The sequence below is a fragment of the Streptomyces sp. NPDC059037 genome, assembly GCF_042740015.1.
Taxonomy (GTDB): Bacteria; Actinomycetota; Actinomycetes; order Streptomycetales; family Streptomycetaceae; genus Streptomyces.
This window is the reverse complement of sequence record NZ_JBHYIG010000180.1, coordinates 1-20,240: the sequence shown is the minus strand read 5'-3', so window position 1 is coordinate 20,240 and position 20,240 is coordinate 1. Positions and strand designations below refer to the sequence as shown.

Sequence of the window (20,240 nt, the reverse complement as noted above, 5' to 3'; positions counted from 1 at the left end):
AACTCCGAGTGGGGGCCGGGGTTGTGTTTTTTTTTATTTTCACCGCGTCTGTTTCCTGGGGGCACCCGGTCTTGTGGGGGGGCGCCCTCATTCACGTACGCGATTCACTGAGTGGCTGCTCAGCAGTTATTACTGAAGCTATTACTGAACCGTCTGCGCTCAGCCGGCGAGCAGCTTCTTGACCGCGGCGGCGACGCGGCCGCCCTCGGCCAGGCCCGCGACCTTCGGGTTCACGATCTTCATGACCTGGCCCATGGCACGCGGCCCCTCGGCGCCGGCGGCCTTGGCCTCCTCGACGGCCTGGGAGACGATCGCGTCGAGCTCGTCGTCCGAGAGCTGCTTGGGCAGGTACTCGGCGAGGATCTCGCCCTCCGCCTTCTCCTTCGCGGCCTGCTCGGCGCGGCCGCCGTCGGCGAAGGCCTCGGCGGCCTCGCGGCGCTTCTTCGCCTCGCGGGCGATCACCTTCTGCACCTCGTCGTCGGAGAGCTCGCGGGCCGTCTTGCCCGAGACCTCCTCCTTCGTGATCGCCGTCAGGGTCAGCCGGAGCGTCGAGGAGCGCAGCTCGTCACGCCCCCTGATCGCGGCGGTGAGGTCTTCCTGGAGCTTCGACTTGAGCGTGGTCATGCGGTGATTGTCGCAGGTGTGTACGGCCCGATGCCCGCTGATTTACCGGGGCTTCGGGTCTGACACGATGGAAGTATGCGCGCGCGATACGCAGTACCCCTGGGCATCACGGCGACGGCCGCCGCCGGTCTCGCCTACTCGGTGGGCTTCGAGGCCCGTTCCTTCCGGCTGCGGCGGGTGACCGTCCCCGTACTGCCGACGGGGATGCGCCCCTTGCGGGTCCTCCAGGTCTCGGACATCCACATGGTGTCCGGGCAGCGCAAGAAGCAGCGCTGGCTGCGCTCGCTGGCAGGGCTCCGCCCCGACTTCGTGATCAACACGGGCGACAACCTCTCCGACCCCGATGGCGTCCCGGAGACCCTGGACGCGCTCGGCCCACTGATGCGGTTCCCCGGGGCGTACGTCTTCGGCTCGAACGACTACTACGGCCCGAAGCCGCGCAACCCCGCCCGCTACCTGGTGGAGAAGGTGCAGGGCAAACACGGCCTGAACGGCAATGCACCCGCCGTCGGCGTGATCCACAACCCGTGGGAAGACCTGCGCGACGGCTTCGACGCGGCGGGCTGGGTCAACCTGACGAACACGCGGGGCGCGCTGAAGATCGAGGGCTACGAGATCGGCCTCACCGGCCTGGACGACCCGCACATCAAGCGCGACCGGTACACGCGCGTGGCGGGCGGTCCGGACGCCGGGGCCGACTTCTCGATGGGCATCGTGCACGCCCCGTATCTGCGCACCCTGGACTCCTTCACGGCGGACGGCTACCCGCTGATCCTGGCGGGCCACACCCACGGCGGCCAGCTCTGCATCCCCTTCTACGGGGCGCTGGTCACCAACTGCGACCTGGACACGGACCGCGTGAAGGGCCTGTCGACGCACGAGGCGAAGGGCCGCAGGTCGTACCTCCACGTCTCCGCAGGCTGCGGCGCCAACCGCTACACCCCGATGCGCTTCGCCTGCCCACCGGAGGCAACACTCCTGACCCTGACGCCGAGGCCCTGAGAGCTCTGCGGGGCCGGGCCCGCGAGGCACTGAGGGCTCCGTGGGGCCGGGCCCGCGAGGCCCTGCGGGCTCCTCGGGACCGGGCCCGGAAAACCGGATTTCGTCTCCGGCCGCCGGTCCGCTAAAGTAATCGATGTCGCCACGGCCTGCAGCAATGCGGGGCGCGGAGCAACGACATCGGGGTGTAGCGCAGCTTGGCAGCGCGCTTCGTTCGGGACGAAGAGGTCGTGGGTTCAAATCCCGCCACCCCGACAGCTGAAACACCAGGTCAAGGGCCTGATCCGTATCGCGGATCAGGCCCTTGCTGCGTCTCAGGTGATCGTTTGGGAGAAATCTGGGAGAAGATCTTGGTCGGGGTCTCCCGGAGGGCTGTGGCTGTGTCGGCCTGAGCACCTTGCCGCCGGGCCTTGTCCGTGTGCGCGTTCGTGAAGTGGGTGCGGAGCGACCCAATGCTGTGGCACTGGCCATGCCTCGTCAGAACCGGCTCGATACCGGGCGGCGACGTCATGGCGACCGCTTGCGACCAAGTCTGGCCAACGGGCGTCACCGAGCGCTTGGACAGGCGATGTCGGGGGCCGTCACGTCAGCATGGCTTCCGTCGTCCTGTGCGAGGACGTGGTGCAGCCGGAGGGCGAAGCCATGGCCAAACTCACGGAGGAACAGATTCGGCAGCGTGCACAGCGCGCCGCGCTGGATGCCGAGGCTGAAGATCGACGGCGCCGGGAGCAGCAGGAGCGGTGGAAGCGCGAGGGTAGGCGCCTCAGCTATGCCGAGTACGTGGCAGGCGAGCCGTGCCGGGACTGCGGAGAGCCCATGCCGGACGATCGGGGGGACTGGCCGCCGCTCATGAAGATGTCCGACGCGGAGAAGCAGGAGCGCGACGAGGCAGAGCGGCGGTCCCGGGAGCGGCATGCCGACTGCAGGGATGGCCGATGGACCATCAACGGTTCGCGAGTGACACATTGCGGCTCCTGCTGCCCGCCGCCACCGATGAGCCCGAAGCAGATTGAGGGCGTCGCCAGGATCCCCGCCTCCGGGCCATCGCGCGAGGAGCGCAAGAAGGACCTCGGCACCTGGAGCCTCGCCCTTCGATGTGAGCACGTGGTGCCCTACATCCAACATCGCGAGCACTCCTACGTATCCACCAGCGACGTCGACTGTCCGGCCTACGGGGAGCGTCGTGAAGTAGTGAGCAGTGAGCGGGTAGGGCCCACAAATACCGATAGCGGGACCCTCCGTGCGCGTGCGGTGGCCGATCGGGCGTGCCTCACTGGGGAGTTGGCAGCCGCCGAGGCCAAACTGGCGCGTCAGCAGAAGAACACGGCGGCAACGCAGCGTCATATCGCCGAGATCCAGGAAGCGCTCAGCGAGAAGTCCTGACGGGGCCAACCTCACGCGGAGCCGCAGGGGTAGGCATCGCAGAGGAGCGTTCCCGATCGGGATCAGGACTCCCGGAAGGCGCCGTGAAGGAGCAGACTCACACTGACCCGGGTGCTTGCGAACCGGCACGACGGCGTGCACTTCAAGCCACTCATCCGAGTACATGGCCGCCACAACGCGCTAGACCTGCTCAGCTCCACCGCGACATAGAGGCCCATCCCTTATTTACCGCTATCAGCCGACTCATTTGACGGCTTCGCTGACGCCGCGATCGGCAAGACGGACATTCCGTACGACGCCTTGGTGGACATGCCTCGCTACGCCTCAGCCAAAGCCCGACCCGCTCTCATCGTCACTGGGTGACCACGGATAGCGTTGCTTCGCTCGGGTAAACCCTCACCTCACCGGAGACAACTGTGAACCGCTCGACCCGGCTCGTGGCGGCCGCGCTCACGGCTTCTGCCGCCCTGCTGTTGACCGCCTGCGGCGGCAACTCGGACGGCGACAAGGACAACAAGAAGATCGCCGGGGCGGACACACGGTCAAGTGCCAGCCCGTCGGCCTCCGGTACGCCCGACGACGCAGCAGCGGGCCGTCCAAAGATCACGCTCCCCAAGAGCTTCCAGGCCGACTTTCAGGGGTGGACGAACTCGGACCCCAAGAAGCAGGCGATCTTGAATGACGGCAAGCAGGAACTGCTGGCCGAGTACGCCGCGATCATCGAGGGGAATCCGGACTCGAAGGTGCTGGCCTTCTACACCGACGAGGCGGCCAGCCAGTCAGCCCGCAAATGGATCAAGGGCTTCGTCGACGACGACCTGGTTCTGATCGGCCGCGCCACGGTGTCGAAGCCGCAGGTGAGCATCGCCGATGACGGCAGTGGCGTGTTGTTCTACTGCGTCGACGAGAGCAAGGGCTCCACCAAGAACACCAAGACCGGCAAGGTCGAGCACACACCCCAGAACTCCAAAGCGCGCGTCCAGTACCGCAACCGGCTCGACAAGACGCCACACGGTGTGTGGAAGACGCGCTACTCGGAGACCGACCGGGGCGGCTGCTGAGCATGGCGCGCCCCTACAGGACAGCGAGCCTGCTACTTGCCTCAGCGCTCGTGGTCGTTGCGGTGCCCGGCATGGCCCACGCGTTCGGCGAGGACGACAAGTCCAAGCAGCCGAGCAAACCCTCAGGCCCCAGTGGCGACGCCTCCGGCAAATCGCTCATGGCTTCGGTGTCCAACTCGAAGATAAAGCTCACGTACCCCGGCGGCCGAACAGCGAAGGCTTCCGTGGGCGAGCTCACCTCGGTGGACCCCAACTGGGAGCCACCAGCGTGCTGGTACGAGCCTGCTTTCTCACCGGAGGAGCTCAAGGATGCGGTTGCCACCGGTGAGGGCGGTCTGGTCAACGCGCACGTCTGGTGGAGCAACGGCCTCTGGGTGGACCACTACGAGAAGGGAAAGCCGGACAGCAACTTCGACCTGACTTCGCCCGAGGACACCAGCGCCGAAGGCTACAAGGACTACAACCTCGGCAAGAAGGGCATGTTCTGGCGCAGCGTGGTCCGAGAAGGGCGCTACCAGGATTCCGCAGCGTGGGAGTGCGGCCGCATCATGTTCTGGCAGGATGCCGGCACCATCCCCAAGGACAAGCACGCCCCAACCCCAGAGACGCTCGCCGCGTTCGCCTACGACAAGATCAAGGTCCCGGACACCGAGGTCGAGCTGAAGCCGCAGGCCAAGTCGACGGTGAATCTGCCCACTTGGGCGTGGCTGGACAAGGGAACCTTCAAGGAAGTCACAGTCCGCGCCGACCTGCCGGGCACCGGTCTGTGGGCGGAGACCACAGCAAATCCGGTCGCCCTGCATCTGGAGCCCGGTACCGACGACGCGGAAACCTACCCCGCCTCCGGTGACTGCGAGATCAACGACAACGGCTCGATCGGCGCCCCGTACACCAAAGGCGCCTCTGGTGAAGTCCCGCCATGCGGCATCACGTATCTGCGGGCCGCCGACGGGAAGCCGTTTCAACTCAAGGCATCGATCACCTGGGAAGTCTCCTGGGAGGGCACCGGCGGCGCGAAGGGCGACCTGCCCAACGGCACCTTCGAGACGACCCAGGACATGAACGTCCAGGAAGTCCAGTCCGTCAACCGCTGACCACGGCGGCGGCCGACGAGCACACAACGCACAACGCGACACACTCAGGACCATCTCAACCCACGGGGCGGGCACAGCGCATGGCGGACTTGAAGAAGGATGCGGAATCCCTGCACAAGGCGGCCTCCGCGCTGGGCAAGGTGGATCACCACACCCGCAAGCCGCTCCATGACTTCAAGGCCGCGTCGCACGACATGTCCGCCTTCGGCGTGCTGGGATCGCTGATGAGCGCCAAGGACGACATCCAGGACGGCATGGACACCATCGCCAAGCTCACCAAGAACCTTCACAAGGAGTGGGAGGCCGAGGCTAAGTTCCTGGGCGATGTCTCGGACGCCTTCGACCTGCTGGATGTCCTGCTGAGCGTGGCCGCCCGCGGCGAGAAGGGCTGAGCCGCACGTGGGCTTCGACATCCCTGGCATCGACGCCGACGACCTCAACCCGCTGAAGTGGATCAACAAGGCCAACCACGCCTTCGGCGACACCCTCGCCAGCGGCCTGGAGTTCCTCGGCATCACCGATCCGCTCGTCGACCCCGACGGCATCCGCGAGATAGCCAAGCAGTGGCGGGCCCTGGCCAAAGGACTCGATGGCGCCGCACGCGACGCCAAGTCTGCGCTCAAGGATCTGGAGTGGGAGGGCCAGGCCGCCAAGGCCCTCCACAAGCGGGCCAAGGCATCCCGCACACAGGCCACCGACATGGCCGACTCGCTGCGCGACGGCGCCAAAGCACTGGACGACTTCGCCGACGAGGCCCACGAACTCCTCACCGAGATCGGCGTGATCCTCGCGGAGATCGCCGAGTTCGAGATCGCGGGGCTGGCCTTGTCGGTGCTGACCGGCGGCCTCTCCGCGATCGCCGGCAGCCTCGCGGCCGGAGCGCGGGCCGCGAAGGTCGTGGCGCTGATCGCCCGGATCGAGAAGTCCGGGACCCGCATGGCCTCGGTCATCCGTACCGTCATGGAGGCGATACGCGGCCTGGAGCGGGCGCTGAAGGCCCTCGGAGAGATCAAGACCATCGCCAAGGCCGGCAAACTCGCGGGCGAGGGCATGAAGTTCGCCGCCTTCGACGCATTGTTGAAGGATCCCGGGACCTTCAAGGACCCGGACAAGCTGGCGGAGACCCTGGCCATGGGCGCTGCCTTCGGGGTCGGCATCGGTGGCCTGGGCAAGCTCCTCGGCAAGGGCCTGGGCAAGCTCAAGCCCAGCGAACTCGCCAAGCTCGGCAAGACGTTGGGGCTCGACGGCTCGGGCCTGTCCCGGCTCAAGCTGCGCCCCTCGGAATGGGAGAAGCTGCCCGCCTCCATCAAGGCAGTCCTCAAGAAGTGCGACCTGGACCCGATCGACGTCGCCACCGGCGACATGCTGCTGCCCCAGACCGACGTCCAGCTGCCGGGCACCCTGCCCCTGGTGCTGGAACGCACGCACCTCTCGTCGTACCGATGGGGCGGCTGGTTCGGCCCCAGTTGGGCCTCCACCCTCGACCAGCGCCTCCAGGTCGACGAGGACGGGATCACCTACGCCGCGCCCGACGGTGCCCGGCTGAGCTACCCGCTCCCCGCGCCCGACGGAGAGGCTCCAGTCCACCCCGAGCTCGGCCCTCGAATACCCCTGACCTGGGACACCGAGGTAGAGGGCGCCCTGCGCCTCACCGATCCCGACACCGGCCTCGCCTACGTCTTCCACTCCCCGTGCCCCGCCGATGACGGCCAGGCGGTCGATCTGCCCCTGCAGGCCATCGTGGACCGCAACGGCCAACGCATCACCGTCCACTACACCGCCGACGGCACCCCGATGGAGGTCGCCCACAGCGGCGGCTACCGCATCGCGCTAGACCACCACGGCGACCTGCCCCGCATCAGCGCCCTACGCCTGCTCGACCCGGAGCAACCCGACGGCCGCGGCACGACCCTCGTCTCCTACGGCTACGACGCCCAGGGTGACCTGACCGAGGTCACCAACTCCTCCGGCCTGCCGCTTCGGTTCACCTACGACGCCGAGGGCCGCATCACCTCGTGGACCGACCGCAACAACACCACCTACACGTACACCTATGACGAGCAGGGCCGCGTTGTCCGCACTGAGGGCAGCGACGGCTTCCTCTCCGGCACTTTGTCCTACGACGACGCAGCGCACACGACGCGCGTCACCAACGGGCTCGGCCACACGATTTGCTACGAGCACAACGACGCCTACCGCCTGATCCGCGAGACCGACCCCCTGGGCAACACCACACACCAGGAATGGGACGAGGATCATCGGCGGATCGCGATCACCAACCCACTCGGCCACACCGCCAGGTACACCTACGACGACCGCGGTCATCCGACCGGCGTCATCCGCCCCGACGGCCACACGATCACGGTCACCCACAATGATCTCGGCTTGCCCGTCGAGGCTGTCAACGCCGACGGCGCCACCTGGCGCCGCGAGTACGACACCCGCGGCAACCTGACGGCGGTGACCGACCCCACCGGCGCCGCAATCCGCTGCACCCACACGCCCGAAGGCCACCTCAGCACCGTCATTGATGCGCTTGGCAATACCACTCGTATCGAGTGCGACAGGGCGGGCCTGCCGCGGAAGGTCATCGACCCTCTGGGCGCGGTGACCAGTTACACCCGCGATGCCTTCGGCCGCCCGACCTCCATCACGGACCCGCTCGGTTCGATAACCCGCCTGGAGTGGACACCCGAGGGCAAGCTCGCCCGGCAGCAGGATCCAGACGGCGCGGTGCAGCTGTGGACGTACGACGGCGAAGGCAACTGCCTGACCCGCACCGACGCGCTCGGCCAGATAACCACATTCGAATACACCGCCTTCGACCTTCTGACTGCCCGCGTCGATCCCGACGGCAGCCGGTACGCCTTCACCCACGACCTCGAGCTACGCCTGACCCAGGTCACCAACCCCCAGGGCCTGAACTGGGATTACACCTACGACCCGGCTGGTCGCCTGACGGCCGAGACCGACTTCGACGACCGCACCATCACCTACACCCACGACGCCGCAGGCCGCACCACCGCACGCACCACTCCCCTCGGCGACGTCGTCGGCTACACCTACGACGCGCTCGGTCGGCTCACGGAGAAGGACGCCGCCGGACTCCTCACCCGGTACAGCTACGATCCGGCCGGGCGAATGCTGGCAGCCGCCAACACGGACCACGAGCTGGCTCTTACGTACGACTCCGCAGGCCGCCTCACCGCTGAGGCGACCGACGGGCGTACCGTCCGGCACACCTATGACGCCGTGGGGCGCCCCGTGCGCCGCACGACGCCGACGGGTGCCACGACCAGCTACGCGTACGACGCGGCAGGTAACCGCACCGAACTGGTCACTCCCACCGGGCATGCCCTCAGCTCCAGCCACGACCTCGCCGGGCAGGAACTCCTGCGCACCCTGGACGATGGCACCCTGACCATTGCGCAGTCCTGGGACCCCACCGGCCGCCTGACCCAGCAACGCCTGGTCGGTGGGACGGGCACCTCACACACCCGCGACTACAGCTACCGAGCCGATGGCTACCTCGCGCTCCTGGAGGACAGCCGCAGCGGCCCCAGCCGCTACGACCTCGACCAGCTTGGCCGGGTCACGGGTGTGAGCGCACGCAAGTGGTCCGAGACCTACGCCTACGACGCTGTCGGCAACCAAACCTCGGCTGCCTGGCCGGATACCCGCCCAGACGACGACGCCCGCGGCGAGCGGAACTACAACGGCACCCGTCTCATCACTGCGGGGAGTTTCCGCTACGAATACGATGCCGCCGGCCGCCTTACGCTGCGGCAGAAGACTCGCCTCTCCCGCAAGCCCGACGCCTGGCACTACGTCTGGAACTCCGACAACCAACTTACGGAGGTCACCACACCTGACGGAACTCGCTGGCGCTATACCTACGACCCTCTCGGGCGGCGAACGGCGAAGCTATGTCTCGCTGAGAATGGCGATTCGACCGTCGAGCAGACCACGTTCACCTGGGCCGGCTCGGTCCTCATCGAGGAAATCACCACCGCTCCGGAACAACGGCAGGGCTCCGTCGCCCTCACCTGGGACCACGATGGCCTGCACCCGGTCGGGCAGACAGAACGCCGTCTGGATGCGATCACGCAGGAAGAGATCGACGCCCGATTCTTCGCGATAGCCACAGACCTCGTCGGCACCCCGACTGAGCTCATCGGCACCGACGGCAACATAGCGTGGCACACGCGCACCAGCCTGTGGGGCACTACTACATGGTCTCGACAGAGCTCCGCATACACCCCCTTGCGTTTCCCGGGGCAATACTTCGACCGGGAAACTGGCCATCACTACAACGTTCACCGCTACTACGACCCTGCCACCGCCCGCTATCTCACACCCGACCCGCTCGGCCTTACCCCAGCCCCCAACGCGGTTACGTACGTGCGCAACCCCACGGCATGGGCGGACCCCATGGGCCTGGCGCCTTGCCTCGCCCTGGGGCTGAGTAACAAGGGAGAGCTGGCGCGATTCGCGGATGAGCATGGATTCAGGAATCTCATGCATATTCCTGACAGAAACGACGTGTTGGCCCTGGTGCGGAATATCGTGCACGAGCAGCCGAGCCGAAATATTCACGTACGGCTGGACGGATTCATGATGGAGAGCGGCAAGAAGGGGACGCCGCAGGAGCTATTTGAGGACTTCTATAAGGCTGGGCGAGTCGGCGGAAATTGGATCACGACACAACGTGAGATGCACATGCTGGGAGAATCTGTGCGACTCGGCGACAGGAACTGGAGCTCCATAACTTTCTGGAAGAATGGCGAGCGGACCCACCTGACCCTGCCAGACTTTGCCGCACTGCGCCGCGCCGCGGGTATAGTTTAGGGCACCGCAAGGCCGTGTGGCACGTGAATGAGCGCGCGCGAATGAATACGGAGCATCAAGAATGCAAATCGCTAGCTGGGAACGCAACTTTCAGGTTTGGCACTACACGTTCAGCTATGCGCAGCTTTTGCTGCGAAGCGGGCAGCGAGATGACATGGACAAGCGCATCGACGTGCTGTTTTCGAGAGTTCGCCACATGGAGCTCCCGCATGAGTTGAATGAGCTCACTATTGACGAGCTCCCGGTCTCAGAGAAGGACCTACCTGCAGGCGCTTCCATCGAGTACGGCGTTCCATGCAAGCTTTTCCTGATCAACGGCGGAATTGGGAAAATTTACGCCGGAGGCTGTAAATGGCATGAAGATTATGAATGGCTCGATGCGCCATCACATTTTGGCCCTCTTCGAGGGGTCAAGTGACGGATCGCCTCACAAGAATGTGCTCCGTGGATACTGGGTATTCACATTGCGCATCCGAGAGGCATCCCCTGTGCGGCGAGGAAGACAATACAACCCTGGTGAGCCTCTGAGGAGTGTGAACTCCAGGCTTCCATCGAGGCCCCCTCCAGGAGGGTGCGCGTCTGGATCTTCCCCGAAGAATTCTCCGACTCTCCAACAATCCAGCGCCCTATGAGTTTTGACCCCAATCCTGCTTCCGTGGTGTAGCCGAGACCGCCGTCCTGCACCTCGGAAGAAGTGTGAGCAAGCGATGCGCAGCCACATGACGGCCCCGGTGCCAAGGTCTATCGATTCGACTACCGTAATCAACGGCAAGCCATCGGGTTCATCGACCCTGGGGCACAGAATTCTCGTGTATCGTGAGTGGCGGACGGCTTTGGTGATGGGCATTGAGATGATGGATGCCCGCGACGCACTTTGGCAAATACTGACGCCGGCATTTGAATTCAGGAGCGACTGGCTGCAGGACGGAGGTAAGCGACAAGCTCCGCTTCGCCAGGACACGCGAGGTTCGCGGTGATCCTTACTGGAACCCGGTCCTCGCGGCTGCCGAACGTGCCAAGCAGCTCATTGAGGCGACCGCGCAGACTGCCCTTGGTGAGCTGAACATCGAGGTCGACAAGAACGCAGCGCTCCCCGCGCTCATCAGCACGGTCCAGAAGGCGTTGAAGCTCGACGCCGGCTCGGCACCCGACGGACCTGATGGCAGCAAAGCCGTGAAGAAGATCCTTTCGGGTTCGGTGAACATCGCGGTCGGAGTCGCCGAACTGCGCAACCAGGGTTTCGGCAGCGGTCACGATCAGGCAAGCGCGCCGTTGGGCCCTGGAGTGCGACATGCCCGCCTGACAGTCAACGCTGCCGTCACCTGATGCGAGTTGATTCTCGACACTCTGGCGGACCCCACGGCACCGTGGCGCAAGACCCAGGTCTAATCGCTCCGACAAACGCACACAGGACCCTGCAGCGGATCGCGCGAACGTGCTTCCGCAATGCGACTTGCAGATGAGGCTCGGATGCGACGCCCCGGGCGTACGTCCGGCGCTGGGAGAATTCTGGGAGATGATCTTCCTCCGGAGGCCAACCGAGACCTCACCGAACCACCTCAGACCGACGCCCTGACCTGCACGTTTACAAGATCCGCAGGTATCGATCTTGCTCGAACCTCATTCGGGACGAAGACGTCGTGGGTTCAAATCCCGCCACCCCGACAGCTGAAACAGCAGGTCAGGCCCGGTTTCCAGAAATGGGAACCGGGCTTGACTCATTCTCTGGGGCCGCTTGGGGAGTGAGCGGGGAGTGGATCATGGAGATCTCGCTCCCCGGGAGTGGCAGGGAGATCCGACTTCGGACGCCGCGGGTCGCCTCACCCACGGCCTGGCAGCTGTTACGAGTTTCTCTACCTCCATTCAGGGACAGCGCTCGCTGACCCAGCGCCGCCCGGCCGTCCTCTCCACCACAGCGGCGTTGCCGACGCCCAAGACGCCCGTGGCGCAGGCGCCACGCCGATGACGGACGCCGCTCCTGCGGACCTGGATCCGCTTCATACGCCCGTACGCCGCGACCGGCGAGGCGCATCCCGCACGGTTCCCACCCGCCTGCGCCCAGCATCGTCGCCACTGAAGGCGCCCCGCAGCCATTGGAATCCCCGGTCTCCCCGATGGCCGCCCAACTCTCTCCGCCCGAGGCGCTGCTGGCACTCGCTGCCGACTACAACCGTCACAACGATGCCCTCAACTCCCTGGCCATCATGGAAATCAACGGCACCAGCCCTGCGACCGCGGTCAGCAAGCAGATCCCCCGAACCCAGCACCTGGCCGACTCAGCGCTCCACATTGTCGACGCGCTGAACCACCAGCGGATGTGCCACAGCCTCGACGACGCCCGTGTGGGCGCCCCCAGTGAGGACGGCCCACCCCTGACGCTCCCGGAAGCCCGACCCGAGGTGCGAGACCGCCTCGTCCTCGTACGGCAGGACGGGTTGCGGGTGCTTGTGGTGTGCCTGACGGGGTGGGCAGCCGCGCGAACGGAGCGGGTGGCGATGCTGGCGGGCCGGTCGACGGGCGCAGTCCTGGACGAGCTGGATCTTGCGCGCTTGGAGACCATGTCCGACGACTGACCGCTCCACTCGCTCACCGTACGGCGTCGCACTCACCACGCGACCGGCAGCGCCTCGGGACCGCGGATCAGGGCGTTGCGGCGCCAGGGGATCGCGTGCGGGGCGGTCGCGAGGCGCAGGGTGGGGAGGCGGTCGAGGAGGGTGTCGAGGAGAAGGTCGATCTGGAGGCGGGCGAGCGGGCCGCCCGTGCAGTAGTGAGTGCCGTGGCCGAAGGAGACGTGCGGGTTGTCCGGGCGGTCGAAGTCGATGCTTTCGGGGTCCGGGAAGACGGCCGGGTCGCGGTTGGCCGCCAGGTACGAGACGTAGACCGGGTCGCCCTTCCTGATGCGGCGGCCGCGCAGCTCCACGTCCTCCGTTGCGATGCGGGCGAGGCCGACCGAATTGCGGTGCGGGATGTAGCGGAGCAGTTCATCGATGGCCCGGGGGCGGATCGTGGGGTCGGTCCGCATGCGGTGGAGGAGGTGGGGGTGGGTGAGGAGCAGGAAGAACATCTGGCCGGTGTTGTTCGTGACGGCCTCGCCGCCGATCTGCAGCGGGCCCGCGACGCCGATGGCCTCCTCCTCCGTCAGATCGCCGCGGTCCACCCCGGCGGCCAGGAGCGACATGATGTCGCCGGCGGCGGGTTCGGCGTTGAGGTCGGGGTCGGGTTCCGTCGTGGGGGCGAGGGCGGGTCGGTCGGTGCGGCGGGCGCGGATCTCGTCGGCGAGCCAGCCGTACAGCTCGTCCTTCGCTCGGCCCGTGACCGTCGCGTCGCGTGACGGGAACACGATCTCCTGGGTCAGACGGTGCAGGCGCGGGCGGTCGGCCTCGGGTACGCCCATGACCTCGCAGTGCACCGCGATGGGGAACGGTTCGAGGACGCGGGCCGTGAGATCCGCCGGTGCGCCGTCCCGTACGAGGGTGTCCACCAAGGCGTCGAGGGTCTCCTGCGCCCGGGCGCGCAGCCGCGCCACACCACGCGCCGTAAAGGCGGGAGCGACCACGCGGCGCAGCCGGTTGTGGTCGGGCGGGTCGGCGAAGGCGAGCGCGCCGGGCCGGGGTTTGAAGTGCGGGGCGAGGCGGGTGATCGGACGTTCGGGGACGGGGCCACGGACGAAGCGGGGGTCGTTCGTCACGGCGCGTACGTCGTCGTAGCGGGTCACGAGCCAGGCCCAGCCCTCGCCGTACGGCAGCTTGATGCGGGTGAGGGGGCCTTCGCGCATCAGCTCGGTCAGGACCGGGTCGAAGTCGGGGCCCTGGATGTTCTGGGCGGGCCAGTCACGGACGATGGGTTCCTGGGTCCGGTGTTCGCCGAGTTGTTCTTCGCGGTGTTCTTCGCGGTGTTCTTCGGGTGCGAGGCGGTGTTCTTCGGGTGCGAGGCGGTGTTCTTCGGGTGCGAGGCGGTGTTCTTCGGGTGAGAGGTCGTCGAGCACGTGTCCGTCTCCATCTCCGTACGTACTTCGTACGTGTCGTACGTACGCATGTGGCTGTCGTATCCGTGGCTATGCCTGTGAGGGCTCTCCCCCACCGTCAGGCATCGTCGGGCGGAGGTCGCACCGGCGTACTCCAGATGGCTGTCCGGCCCGCCGGGACCGACCCGTGCTGCCTAGCGTGGGCGCATGGACAGCTTGGACACCTCCACGGCGCGTGCGTCTGCGGACGAAGCCGCAGATCAGAGGAGTTGGAAGGCGCTCGGGGTCCTGCTGACCGCCGGGTTCATGACGCTGCTCGACACGTCGATCGTCAACGTGGCGCTGCCCTCCATCGAGCGTGGCCTCGGCGCCGCGGAGGCGGAGCTGTCGTGGGTGGTGTCGGGCTATGCGCTGGCGTTCGGACTCGTGCTGGTGCCGGCGGGGCGTCTGGGGGATCTGTACGGGCGGCGGGAGGTGTTTCTGGGTGGGCTCGCGCTGTTCACGCTGGCCTCCGTGGCGTGTGGACTCGCGCCCGGGGCCACCTGGCTCGTCGTGTTCCGGCTCCTGCAGGGTGCCGCCGCGGGCATGGTGTCGCCGCAGGTGTCGGGGCTGATCCAGCAGATGTTCCAAGGGCCGCTGCGGGCACGGGCGTTCGGGCGGCTCGGCAGCGTCGTGGGGATCTCGACGGCGGTCGGGCCGCTCGCCGGCGGGCTGCTCATCGAGGGCTTCGGGGCGGAGCACGGGTGGCGCGCGGTGTTCTTCGTGAACCTGCCGATCGGGGTGGCCGCGTTCGCGGCGGCCCTGCGGCTGCTGCCCCGTACCGAGCGAACCGGGCGCGGGCGGACCGGCTTCGACCTGGTCGGTGTGGTGCTGCTCGGCACCGGGGTCGTCGCCATCATGCTGCCCCTGGTGCAGGAGCAGCAGTGGGCCGGGCGGGGCAAGTGGCTGCTGATTCCCGTCGGGGTCACGCTGCTCGCGGGCTTCTGGGGGTGGGAGCGGCGAGCATCGCGACAGTCGGCGCGGGGCCGCGCACCGCTGGTCGATCTGCGGCTGTTCGGGCTGCGGTCCTTCTCACTGGGCGCGCTGCTCGGACTGGCGTACTTCTCGGGGTTCACGACGCTGTTCTTCGTCTACACGCTGTTTCTGCAGAACGGGCACGGTCTCAGCGCCCTGCAGGCGGGCCTGGCCGCCACGCCGGTGGCCGTCGGGTCGGCGGGCGCTGCGGCGGCGGGCGGGCGGCTCGTGGTCAGGCACGGGCGGCGCCTGGTGGCGTACGGCCTGGTCGGGGTCGCGCTCGGCCTTGCGGGCACGATGGCGGTGGTGCAGTTCGTGCCCGGACGCGCTGTGGCCCTTGTGGCGGCCGTGCCGCTGCTGTTGGCCGGGGTCGGCTCCGGGCTCGTGATCTCGCCGAACACCACGCTCACGCTGTCCAAGGTGCCGGTGTCCCTGGGCGGTTCGGCCAGCGGCGTCCTGCAGACCGGTCAGCGCATCGGCTCGGCGGCGGGCATCGCGATGGTCGGCGCCGTCTTCTTCGCCCACGTCGCCAACCACGACGGCTGGGGGCGGGCCCTGCAGCTCGGGCTGCTCACGGCACTCGCGTTCGTGCTCCTTGCACTCGCCGTCGCCGTCGCGGACGTGCGTGGCGAGCGTCGGGAGGCTCCGCCTGACTGACCACCCGGGGCGTCCCGGTCAGCGACGGCCGCGCGGTGACCCGCTCGGTGGTGGTGTGCCGCCTCCATTCGGCTCTCCGGCCGCGCGGGGTCCGCCGTACAGCCGCAGGATGGCGGTGTTCAGCCGGGAACCGGGATCCACTCGGCGGTTCGCCTCCCGTCGAAACCAGGGACCACCAGGAGCACTTGTGGCCACAGCCGTGTCTATCTGAGTGACTACGGCTTCGGGGGCGTGGGCGTGGGCGTGCCGAAGATGCCGTCCATGGCGATGGCGCCGGTCTGGATCACTGGGCGGATCTGCTTGCGGTAGACCTCCTCGGTCACGGTGGCGTCCGCTTCATTGCGCCGCGAGGCGAGCGTGCCGTCTCGACTGCTGCCGGCCCCTCTTCCCATCCGTGTCGAAGGTTGCAGCATGCACGGCGGCGACGATCGTCGCCATGACGAGACCCCCAGCCAGTTCTTCGGGTTGCCGAGCACCGGCTCCAGGGCCCGCGAGCCGTAGATGATCACCGGCTGATGCGGGCCGTCCGGCGAGGTGCGCCACAGGACCATGAGGCCGGCCGGTCAGCGGCGCCAGGCCGTACGTCGATACGGCGTGACCACCGGGGAGGCAGACTGGAGCTCGCCCGCAGGGCGCCTCCGTGGCCCTGGTCGGACGGCGCGAGGACCGGCTCACCGGCCTCGCCGCCGAAATCTCCGAGGCAGGCGGAAAGGCCCTGGCCGTGCCCGCCGACATCACCACCTCCCAAGCCGCCGCGGAAGCGGTCGAGCGGACCGTCGCGGGCCTTGGCCGCCTGGACACCGTGGTCAACAACGCCGGCCTCATGCTGCTCGGACCCACCCCCGGCGCGGATCTGAACGACTGGCAGCGCATGGTCGACATCAACCTCATGGGCCTGATGTACACCAGCCACGCGGCCATCCCTCACCTGGTCAAGGCCGCCGCCGACGGCCCGCGCCAGGTCGCCGACATCGTCAACATCAGCTCGCTGAACGGCCGTAGCGCCTACGCCATGATGGCCGTGTACACCGCCACCAAGTTCGGCGTCACCGGCTTCAGCGAGGCGCTGCGCCAGGAACTGGCCAAGCAGCACGTCCGCGTGTCCGTCGTCGAGCCGGGCAGCGTCGACACCGAACTGCGCTCCCACAACTCGGACGCCGTCCAGCAACTGCTCAACGCCGGCCTCGGCGACATCGAGCGGCTGCAGAGCGAGGACATCGCCGACACCGTCGGTTACATCGTCACCCGCCCCCGGCACGTCGCCGTCAATGAGCTGCTCGTGCGCCCCACCGAGCAGGGTTGAGCACCATGGCACCGTGACCAACTCCGGGACGAGCACGGGGAATTAGGGGAATTTGGGGAACTAATGGTGGCCCGTGCCGCTCTCGCACCAGCCGCCGACATCGTCCGTGCCTGCCCGCTGCTTGCCGCTGCCATCGCCCTCGGAGACGGCCTGTGGCAACTGGCGCAGGGGGCTCCGGCGGGCTCGGCGGATGCGGACAACCTGCGGCGCTTCGTGGCGGGTGCCCAGGCAGGCAACCCTGCGGGAGGCCGCGAGCTGCTGCGCAACCGCTTCGAGGAAGTCGTCCCCAGTCGCACCGTATGGCGCAACACACCCCCGGCCTTCGTCCTCCACGCCCGCAGACCCCGCCCCTAAACCCCACCCGCCAAAGCGTCGTCAGTAAGGCACCGTGTCGCAGAAGGTCTCCGCCCAGGCAGAGGCGCCGTACTTGTTGGCCGCGCGTACCGTCATGCAGATCTCGTCGCCGGAGTACGGGCCCTTGATCGTGTAGCTGGTGCTGCCGGTGGAGTACGTGGTGTCCACGTTCTTCTCGGTGAAGTTGCTGCCCTTGTTGGTGTAGTGGACGTCGTATCTGGTCGCCCGGGGGATCGCCGACCAGCTCACCTTGACCGGCATGTCGCATGCGCCGACACAGGAGTTGGTGTACACGGCCCGGTAACTCGTCAGGGCGGGGGGCGGTGAACCGGTGGACGAGTCGTCGGAGCCGGATGAATCTCCGCCGTCCGAGCCCGAGGTGCCGGATGAGCCGGATGAGCTGGATGAGCCGGATGAATCCGCGGGGTCGGATCCGTTGCCGGTGCCCGTGGTGTCCGAGTCGTCGCTGTCGTCGGACGGTGAACTGCTGTTGCTCTCCTGGGCGTTCGGGGAGTCCTTCTCGTTGTCCTTCTTCTTGCCGTCCTTGTCTTTTTTCTTTTCTTCCTTGGACGGTGAACTGCTGGGGGCCGTGGGTGAGTTGTTGCCGCCCGGCGTGGCGCTTGCGCTGTTGCCCGGAGGGCGGGCGTTTGTTCCGTCTCCGTCGCCGCCCCCGAACGGCTGGATCAGGGCCACCGTGCCGCCGCCGACCGTGATGACGGCGACGATGGGCAGCGCGATGATCGTGCGGCGGCGCCCTCGCTTCTTGGTGTCGTTGGCCGGCTGGGCTGCCGGGGCGACGACCGGGGTGTCCGGGGTGGCTTCGGGAGGGCTCTCCTTCGGGCGCAGGCCGACCGTTGCTCGGTCCACCGGCTCCTCCCGTAGCGGCGCCGCCTCGGCGTCGAGCAGTCGGGCGGACTGTTGTGCGATGTGGGTGACGACGTCGGCAGGCAGCCAGGCGGCGCCCGCGGCGTGGGGGCGGGGGCGCTCGGGGGTCTCCAACAGGTCGTCGATGTCCGGCCGTTGGGCGATGTCCTTCGTCAGGCAGCGGGCTATCAGGTCCCGCAGCGAGGCGTCCTTGACGCGCCTCAGATCGGGTTCGCCCTCCACGATCTGGAACATCACCGCGTGCTGATTGCTCGCCCCCTGCCCGAACGGCAGCTGCCCCGTCGCCGCATACGTCAGTACGCACCCGAGGGTGAACACGTCGCTCTTGGCCCCGGCGCGCTGTCCGCGCACCTGCTCGGGCGACATGAAGCCGGGAGAGCCGATGGCCATTCCCGTACTGGTCAGCAGGGACTCGACGGATGTTTCGAGCGCCCGCGCGATCCCGAAGTCGATGACCTTCGTGCCGTCCACGGTGAGCATCACGTTGGACGGCTTCAGGTCGCGGTGCACGATCCCGGCGCCGTGGATGTCCTTGAGTGCCTTCAGCAACCCGTCGGCGAGGGTGTGCAGGGATGTGGGCGGCAACGGGCCGTGGCGTCGCACCACTTGTTCGAGGGAGAGGCCGGGAACGTATCCCGTTGCGACCCACGGCGGCTCGTCGGCCGGGCCCGCGTCCAGCACCGGCGCCGTGTACTGCTCCCCGACCTTCCGCGCCGCCTCGATCTCGCGTCGGAACCGCGCCCTGAAGTGCTCGTCGGACACATGCTCTTCGTGCACCACCTTCACGGCCACGGTCCGTCCGCTGTCCGACCGCGCGAGGAACACCCTCCCCATGCCGCCGGCACCGAGCCGCCCGAGCAGCAGATACGGACCGATGCGGGCGGGATCGCTCACCGCGAGCGGCTTGATGCCCCCGTCGACGCAGTCGTCCCGATCGTCGGCCTCATCCCGCTCATCCCGCTCATCCCCGTTCGTACCGCTCATGATGGCGTGCTTCCCCCGGCTCTGCTCTTCGCGCCTGGTCAACGGCGTAACTCGGTTGAGAATAGACGTTGTTGATGTGGCTGGTGATTCAAACCGGGGGGTGGTGACGTCTACCTTTTGCCTTCGGAGCTTTGGACCCTCGGAGCCTCGGAGCCTCGGAGCTTCGGACCCTCGGAGCTTCGGAGCTTCGGAGCGAGCGACTCGTACGACGACCTCCGATGAGTTTCCGCATGGACCAGAGTCAATAGACACGTAACCGCAAAGCGGGGATGCGACCCCGCGACCCAGCGACCCCGCGACAGCCACCCCAGGAGATCTTGAGATGCGTACGTTGATCAGCACTGCTTTCGTCTCGCTCGACGGCGTCGTGGAGGCCCCGGGAGGCGAGCCCGGCTACCGGAACTCCGGCTGGACCTTCAAGGACATCGAGTTCGTCCCGGAGGCCTACGAGATCAAGGGGCGGGAGCAGAAGGAGGCCACGGCGATGCTGTTCGGCCGGGCCAGCTATGAGGCGTTCAGCCCGGTGTGGCCGGGCATGGAGGAGTTCGCGGACTACAAACTGCTGCCGAAGTACGTCGTCTCCAGCACCCTCTCCGAGGACGCCCTGGTCGACGGCTGGGGCGAGACCACGATCCTGCGCTCCCTCGACGACGTCGCCGCGCTGAAGGAGACCGATGGCGGCCCGATCATCATGCACGGCAGTGCCACCCTGAACCGGAATCTGTCCGACGCCGGTCTGATCGACCGCTACAACCTGCTCGTCTTCCCGCTGCTCCTCGGCGCGGGCAAGCGGCTGTTCAGCGCCACGGACAAGGACGCCCAGAAGCTGAAGCTCGTCGAGCACGAGGCGTACGCCAACGGCATTCAGCTGAATGTCTTCGACGTCGTCCGCTGAGGACTGTCGTCTGCGGCAGACCCCCGCCGGGGCCTGCCCCGCAGTACCCTTGGCCTACCGAGGCTCCGCCCTCGGCACGGCCGCTGTGAGCGGCCGCGCTCCCGGAGGAGTGTGAGTGTCATGGAGAGTGCCATCGTGTTCGCGGCCATCAGCCAGATGTTCGTTGTCGGGGTGC

At 67.4% G+C, this 20,240-nt stretch carries 16 protein-coding genes, 1 tRNA gene and 1 pseudogene; 14 read left to right on the top strand and 4 right to left on the bottom strand.

The features are described from left to right. Positions 1 to 159 precede the first annotated feature (159 nt). The gene (locus ACFWY6_RS30095) at positions 160 to 624 is read right to left on the bottom strand and encodes a GatB/YqeY domain-containing protein (RefSeq protein ID WP_384696850.1); all 465 of its coding nucleotides are present in this window, start codon (positions 622 to 624) and stop codon (positions 160 to 162) included. Positions 625 to 699: 75 nt separating this feature from the next. Here ACFWY6_RS30095 and ACFWY6_RS30090 point away from each other — a divergent pair, with 75 nt between their 5' ends. The 10 genes from ACFWY6_RS30090 (at position 700) to ACFWY6_RS30045 (ending at position 12,582) form a co-directional block, all read left to right on the top strand. Further along, positions 700 to 1,626, top strand: coding sequence for a metallophosphoesterase (locus ACFWY6_RS30090; RefSeq protein WP_384696847.1), 927 nt, complete (start codon positions 700 to 702; stop codon positions 1,624 to 1,626). A gap of 178 nt (positions 1,627 to 1,804) precedes the next feature. Further along, positions 1,805 to 1,878: transfer RNA gene (locus ACFWY6_RS30085), tRNA-Pro, on the top strand. A 336-nt stretch (positions 1,879 to 2,214) separates the two neighbouring features. Then, entirely contained in the window at positions 2,215 to 3,006 is a 792-nt protein-coding gene (locus ACFWY6_RS30080) for a hypothetical protein (protein WP_384696845.1), read from the top strand. Positions 3,007 to 3,422: 416 nt separating this feature from the next. Next, positions 3,423 to 4,067: a hypothetical protein gene (locus ACFWY6_RS30075; protein WP_384696842.1), complete on the top strand. Its 645-nt coding sequence runs from the start codon at positions 3,423 to 3,425 to the stop codon at positions 4,065 to 4,067. Positions 4,068 to 4,138: 71 nt separating this feature from the next. Continuing rightward, a complete protein-coding gene (locus ACFWY6_RS30070) occupies positions 4,139 to 5,161 on the top strand; it encodes a hypothetical protein (protein WP_384696839.1) in 1,023 nt (340 codons plus the stop codon). Between the two features lie 80 nt (positions 5,162 to 5,241). Continuing rightward, positions 5,242 to 5,553 carry a hypothetical protein gene (locus tag ACFWY6_RS30065; RefSeq protein ID WP_384696836.1) on the top strand — a complete coding sequence of 104 codons (312 nt, stop codon included), beginning with the start codon at positions 5,242 to 5,244 and terminating at the stop codon, positions 5,551 to 5,553. Between the two features lie 7 nt (positions 5,554 to 5,560). Next, positions 5,561 to 10,009: a DUF6531 domain-containing protein gene (locus ACFWY6_RS30060; RefSeq protein WP_384696834.1), complete on the top strand. Its 4,449-nt coding sequence runs from the start codon at positions 5,561 to 5,563 to the stop codon at positions 10,007 to 10,009. A gap of 61 nt (positions 10,010 to 10,070) precedes the next feature. Then, positions 10,071 to 10,427 (top strand): hypothetical protein, encoded by a 357-nt coding sequence (locus tag ACFWY6_RS30055; protein ID WP_384696831.1) that lies wholly within the window; start codon positions 10,071 to 10,073, stop codon positions 10,425 to 10,427. 479 nt (positions 10,428 to 10,906) lie between these two features. After that, a complete protein-coding gene (locus ACFWY6_RS30050; RefSeq protein WP_384696828.1) occupies positions 10,907 to 11,335 on the top strand; it encodes an abortive infection family protein in 429 nt (142 codons plus the stop codon). Positions 11,336 to 12,123: 788 nt separating this feature from the next. Further along, positions 12,124 to 12,582 carry a hypothetical protein gene (locus tag ACFWY6_RS30045; RefSeq protein ID WP_384696826.1) on the top strand — a complete coding sequence of 153 codons (459 nt, stop codon included), beginning with the start codon at positions 12,124 to 12,126 and terminating at the stop codon, positions 12,580 to 12,582. Positions 12,583 to 12,614: 32 nt separating this feature from the next. On the opposite strand, the gene ACFWY6_RS30040 is transcribed toward ACFWY6_RS30045, so the two are convergent. Further along, entirely contained in the window at positions 12,615 to 13,850 is a 1,236-nt protein-coding gene (locus tag ACFWY6_RS30040) for a cytochrome P450 (protein WP_384696853.1), read from the bottom strand. A 330-nt stretch (positions 13,851 to 14,180) separates the two neighbouring features. On the opposite strand from ACFWY6_RS30040, the gene ACFWY6_RS30035 reads away from it, so the two are divergent. Further along, positions 14,181 to 15,644: an MFS transporter gene (locus ACFWY6_RS30035; protein ID WP_384696823.1), complete on the top strand. Its 1,464-nt coding sequence runs from the start codon at positions 14,181 to 14,183 to the stop codon at positions 15,642 to 15,644. 215 nt (positions 15,645 to 15,859) lie between these two features. On the opposite strand, the gene ACFWY6_RS30030 is transcribed toward ACFWY6_RS30035, so the two are convergent. Beyond that, positions 15,860 to 16,195 (bottom strand): hypothetical protein, encoded by a 336-nt coding sequence (locus tag ACFWY6_RS30030; RefSeq protein WP_384696856.1) that lies wholly within the window; start codon positions 16,193 to 16,195, stop codon positions 15,860 to 15,862. Between the two features lie 86 nt (positions 16,196 to 16,281). Between ACFWY6_RS30030 and ACFWY6_RS30025 the strand changes: the two are divergent. After that, a pseudogene (locus ACFWY6_RS30025) lies at positions 16,282 to 16,947 on the top strand (SDR family NAD(P)-dependent oxidoreductase); the annotation flags it as partial. A gap of 63 nt (positions 16,948 to 17,010) precedes the next feature. After that, positions 17,011 to 17,301, top strand: coding sequence for a hypothetical protein (locus ACFWY6_RS30020; RefSeq protein ID WP_384696820.1), 291 nt, complete (start codon positions 17,011 to 17,013; stop codon positions 17,299 to 17,301). 21 nt (positions 17,302 to 17,322) lie between these two features. Here the strand turns inward: ACFWY6_RS30020 and ACFWY6_RS30015 are convergent, their stop codons facing one another. Beyond that, positions 17,323 to 19,170, bottom strand: coding sequence for a protein kinase (locus ACFWY6_RS30015; protein WP_384696817.1), 1,848 nt, complete (start codon positions 19,168 to 19,170; stop codon positions 17,323 to 17,325). Positions 19,171 to 19,492: 322 nt separating this feature from the next. Here ACFWY6_RS30015 and ACFWY6_RS30010 point away from each other — a divergent pair, with 322 nt between their 5' ends. Continuing rightward, a complete protein-coding gene (locus tag ACFWY6_RS30010) occupies positions 19,493 to 20,065 on the top strand; it encodes a dihydrofolate reductase family protein (protein ID WP_384696814.1) in 573 nt (190 codons plus the stop codon). Positions 20,066 to 20,240: the final 175 nt, after the last annotated feature.

What these genes read in the sequence shown, in the direction of transcription:
- ACFWY6_RS30095 (WP_384696850.1), bottom strand. Translation starts at nt 624, where the DNA reads ATGACCACGCTCAAGTCGAAGCTCCAGGAAGACCTCACCGCCGCGATC.
- ACFWY6_RS30090 (WP_384696847.1), top strand. Translation starts at nt 700, where the DNA reads ATGCGCGCGCGATACGCAGTACCCCTGGGCATCACGGCGACGGCCGCC.
- ACFWY6_RS30080 (WP_384696845.1), top strand. Translation starts at nt 2,215, where the DNA reads ATGGCTTCCGTCGTCCTGTGCGAGGACGTGGTGCAGCCGGAGGGCGAA.
- ACFWY6_RS30070 (WP_384696839.1), top strand. Translation starts at nt 4,139, where the DNA reads ATGGCCCACGCGTTCGGCGAGGACGACAAGTCCAAGCAGCCGAGCAAA.
- ACFWY6_RS30065 (WP_384696836.1), top strand. Translation starts at nt 5,242, where the DNA reads ATGGCGGACTTGAAGAAGGATGCGGAATCCCTGCACAAGGCGGCCTCC.
- ACFWY6_RS30055 (WP_384696831.1), top strand. Translation starts at nt 10,071, where the DNA reads ATGCAAATCGCTAGCTGGGAACGCAACTTTCAGGTTTGGCACTACACG.
- ACFWY6_RS30045 (WP_384696826.1), top strand. Translation starts at nt 12,124, where the DNA reads ATGGCCGCCCAACTCTCTCCGCCCGAGGCGCTGCTGGCACTCGCTGCC.
- ACFWY6_RS30035 (WP_384696823.1), top strand. Translation starts at nt 14,181, where the DNA reads ATGGACAGCTTGGACACCTCCACGGCGCGTGCGTCTGCGGACGAAGCC.
- ACFWY6_RS30030 (WP_384696856.1), bottom strand. Translation starts at nt 16,195, where the DNA reads ATGGTCCTGTGGCGCACCTCGCCGGACGGCCCGCATCAGCCGGTGATC.
- ACFWY6_RS30020 (WP_384696820.1), top strand. Translation starts at nt 17,011, where the DNA reads ATGGTGGCCCGTGCCGCTCTCGCACCAGCCGCCGACATCGTCCGTGCC.
- ACFWY6_RS30015 (WP_384696817.1), bottom strand. Translation starts at nt 19,170, where the DNA reads ATGAGCGGTACGAACGGGGATGAGCGGGATGAGCGGGATGAGGCCGAC.
- ACFWY6_RS30010 (WP_384696814.1), top strand. Translation starts at nt 19,493, where the DNA reads ATGCGTACGTTGATCAGCACTGCTTTCGTCTCGCTCGACGGCGTCGTG.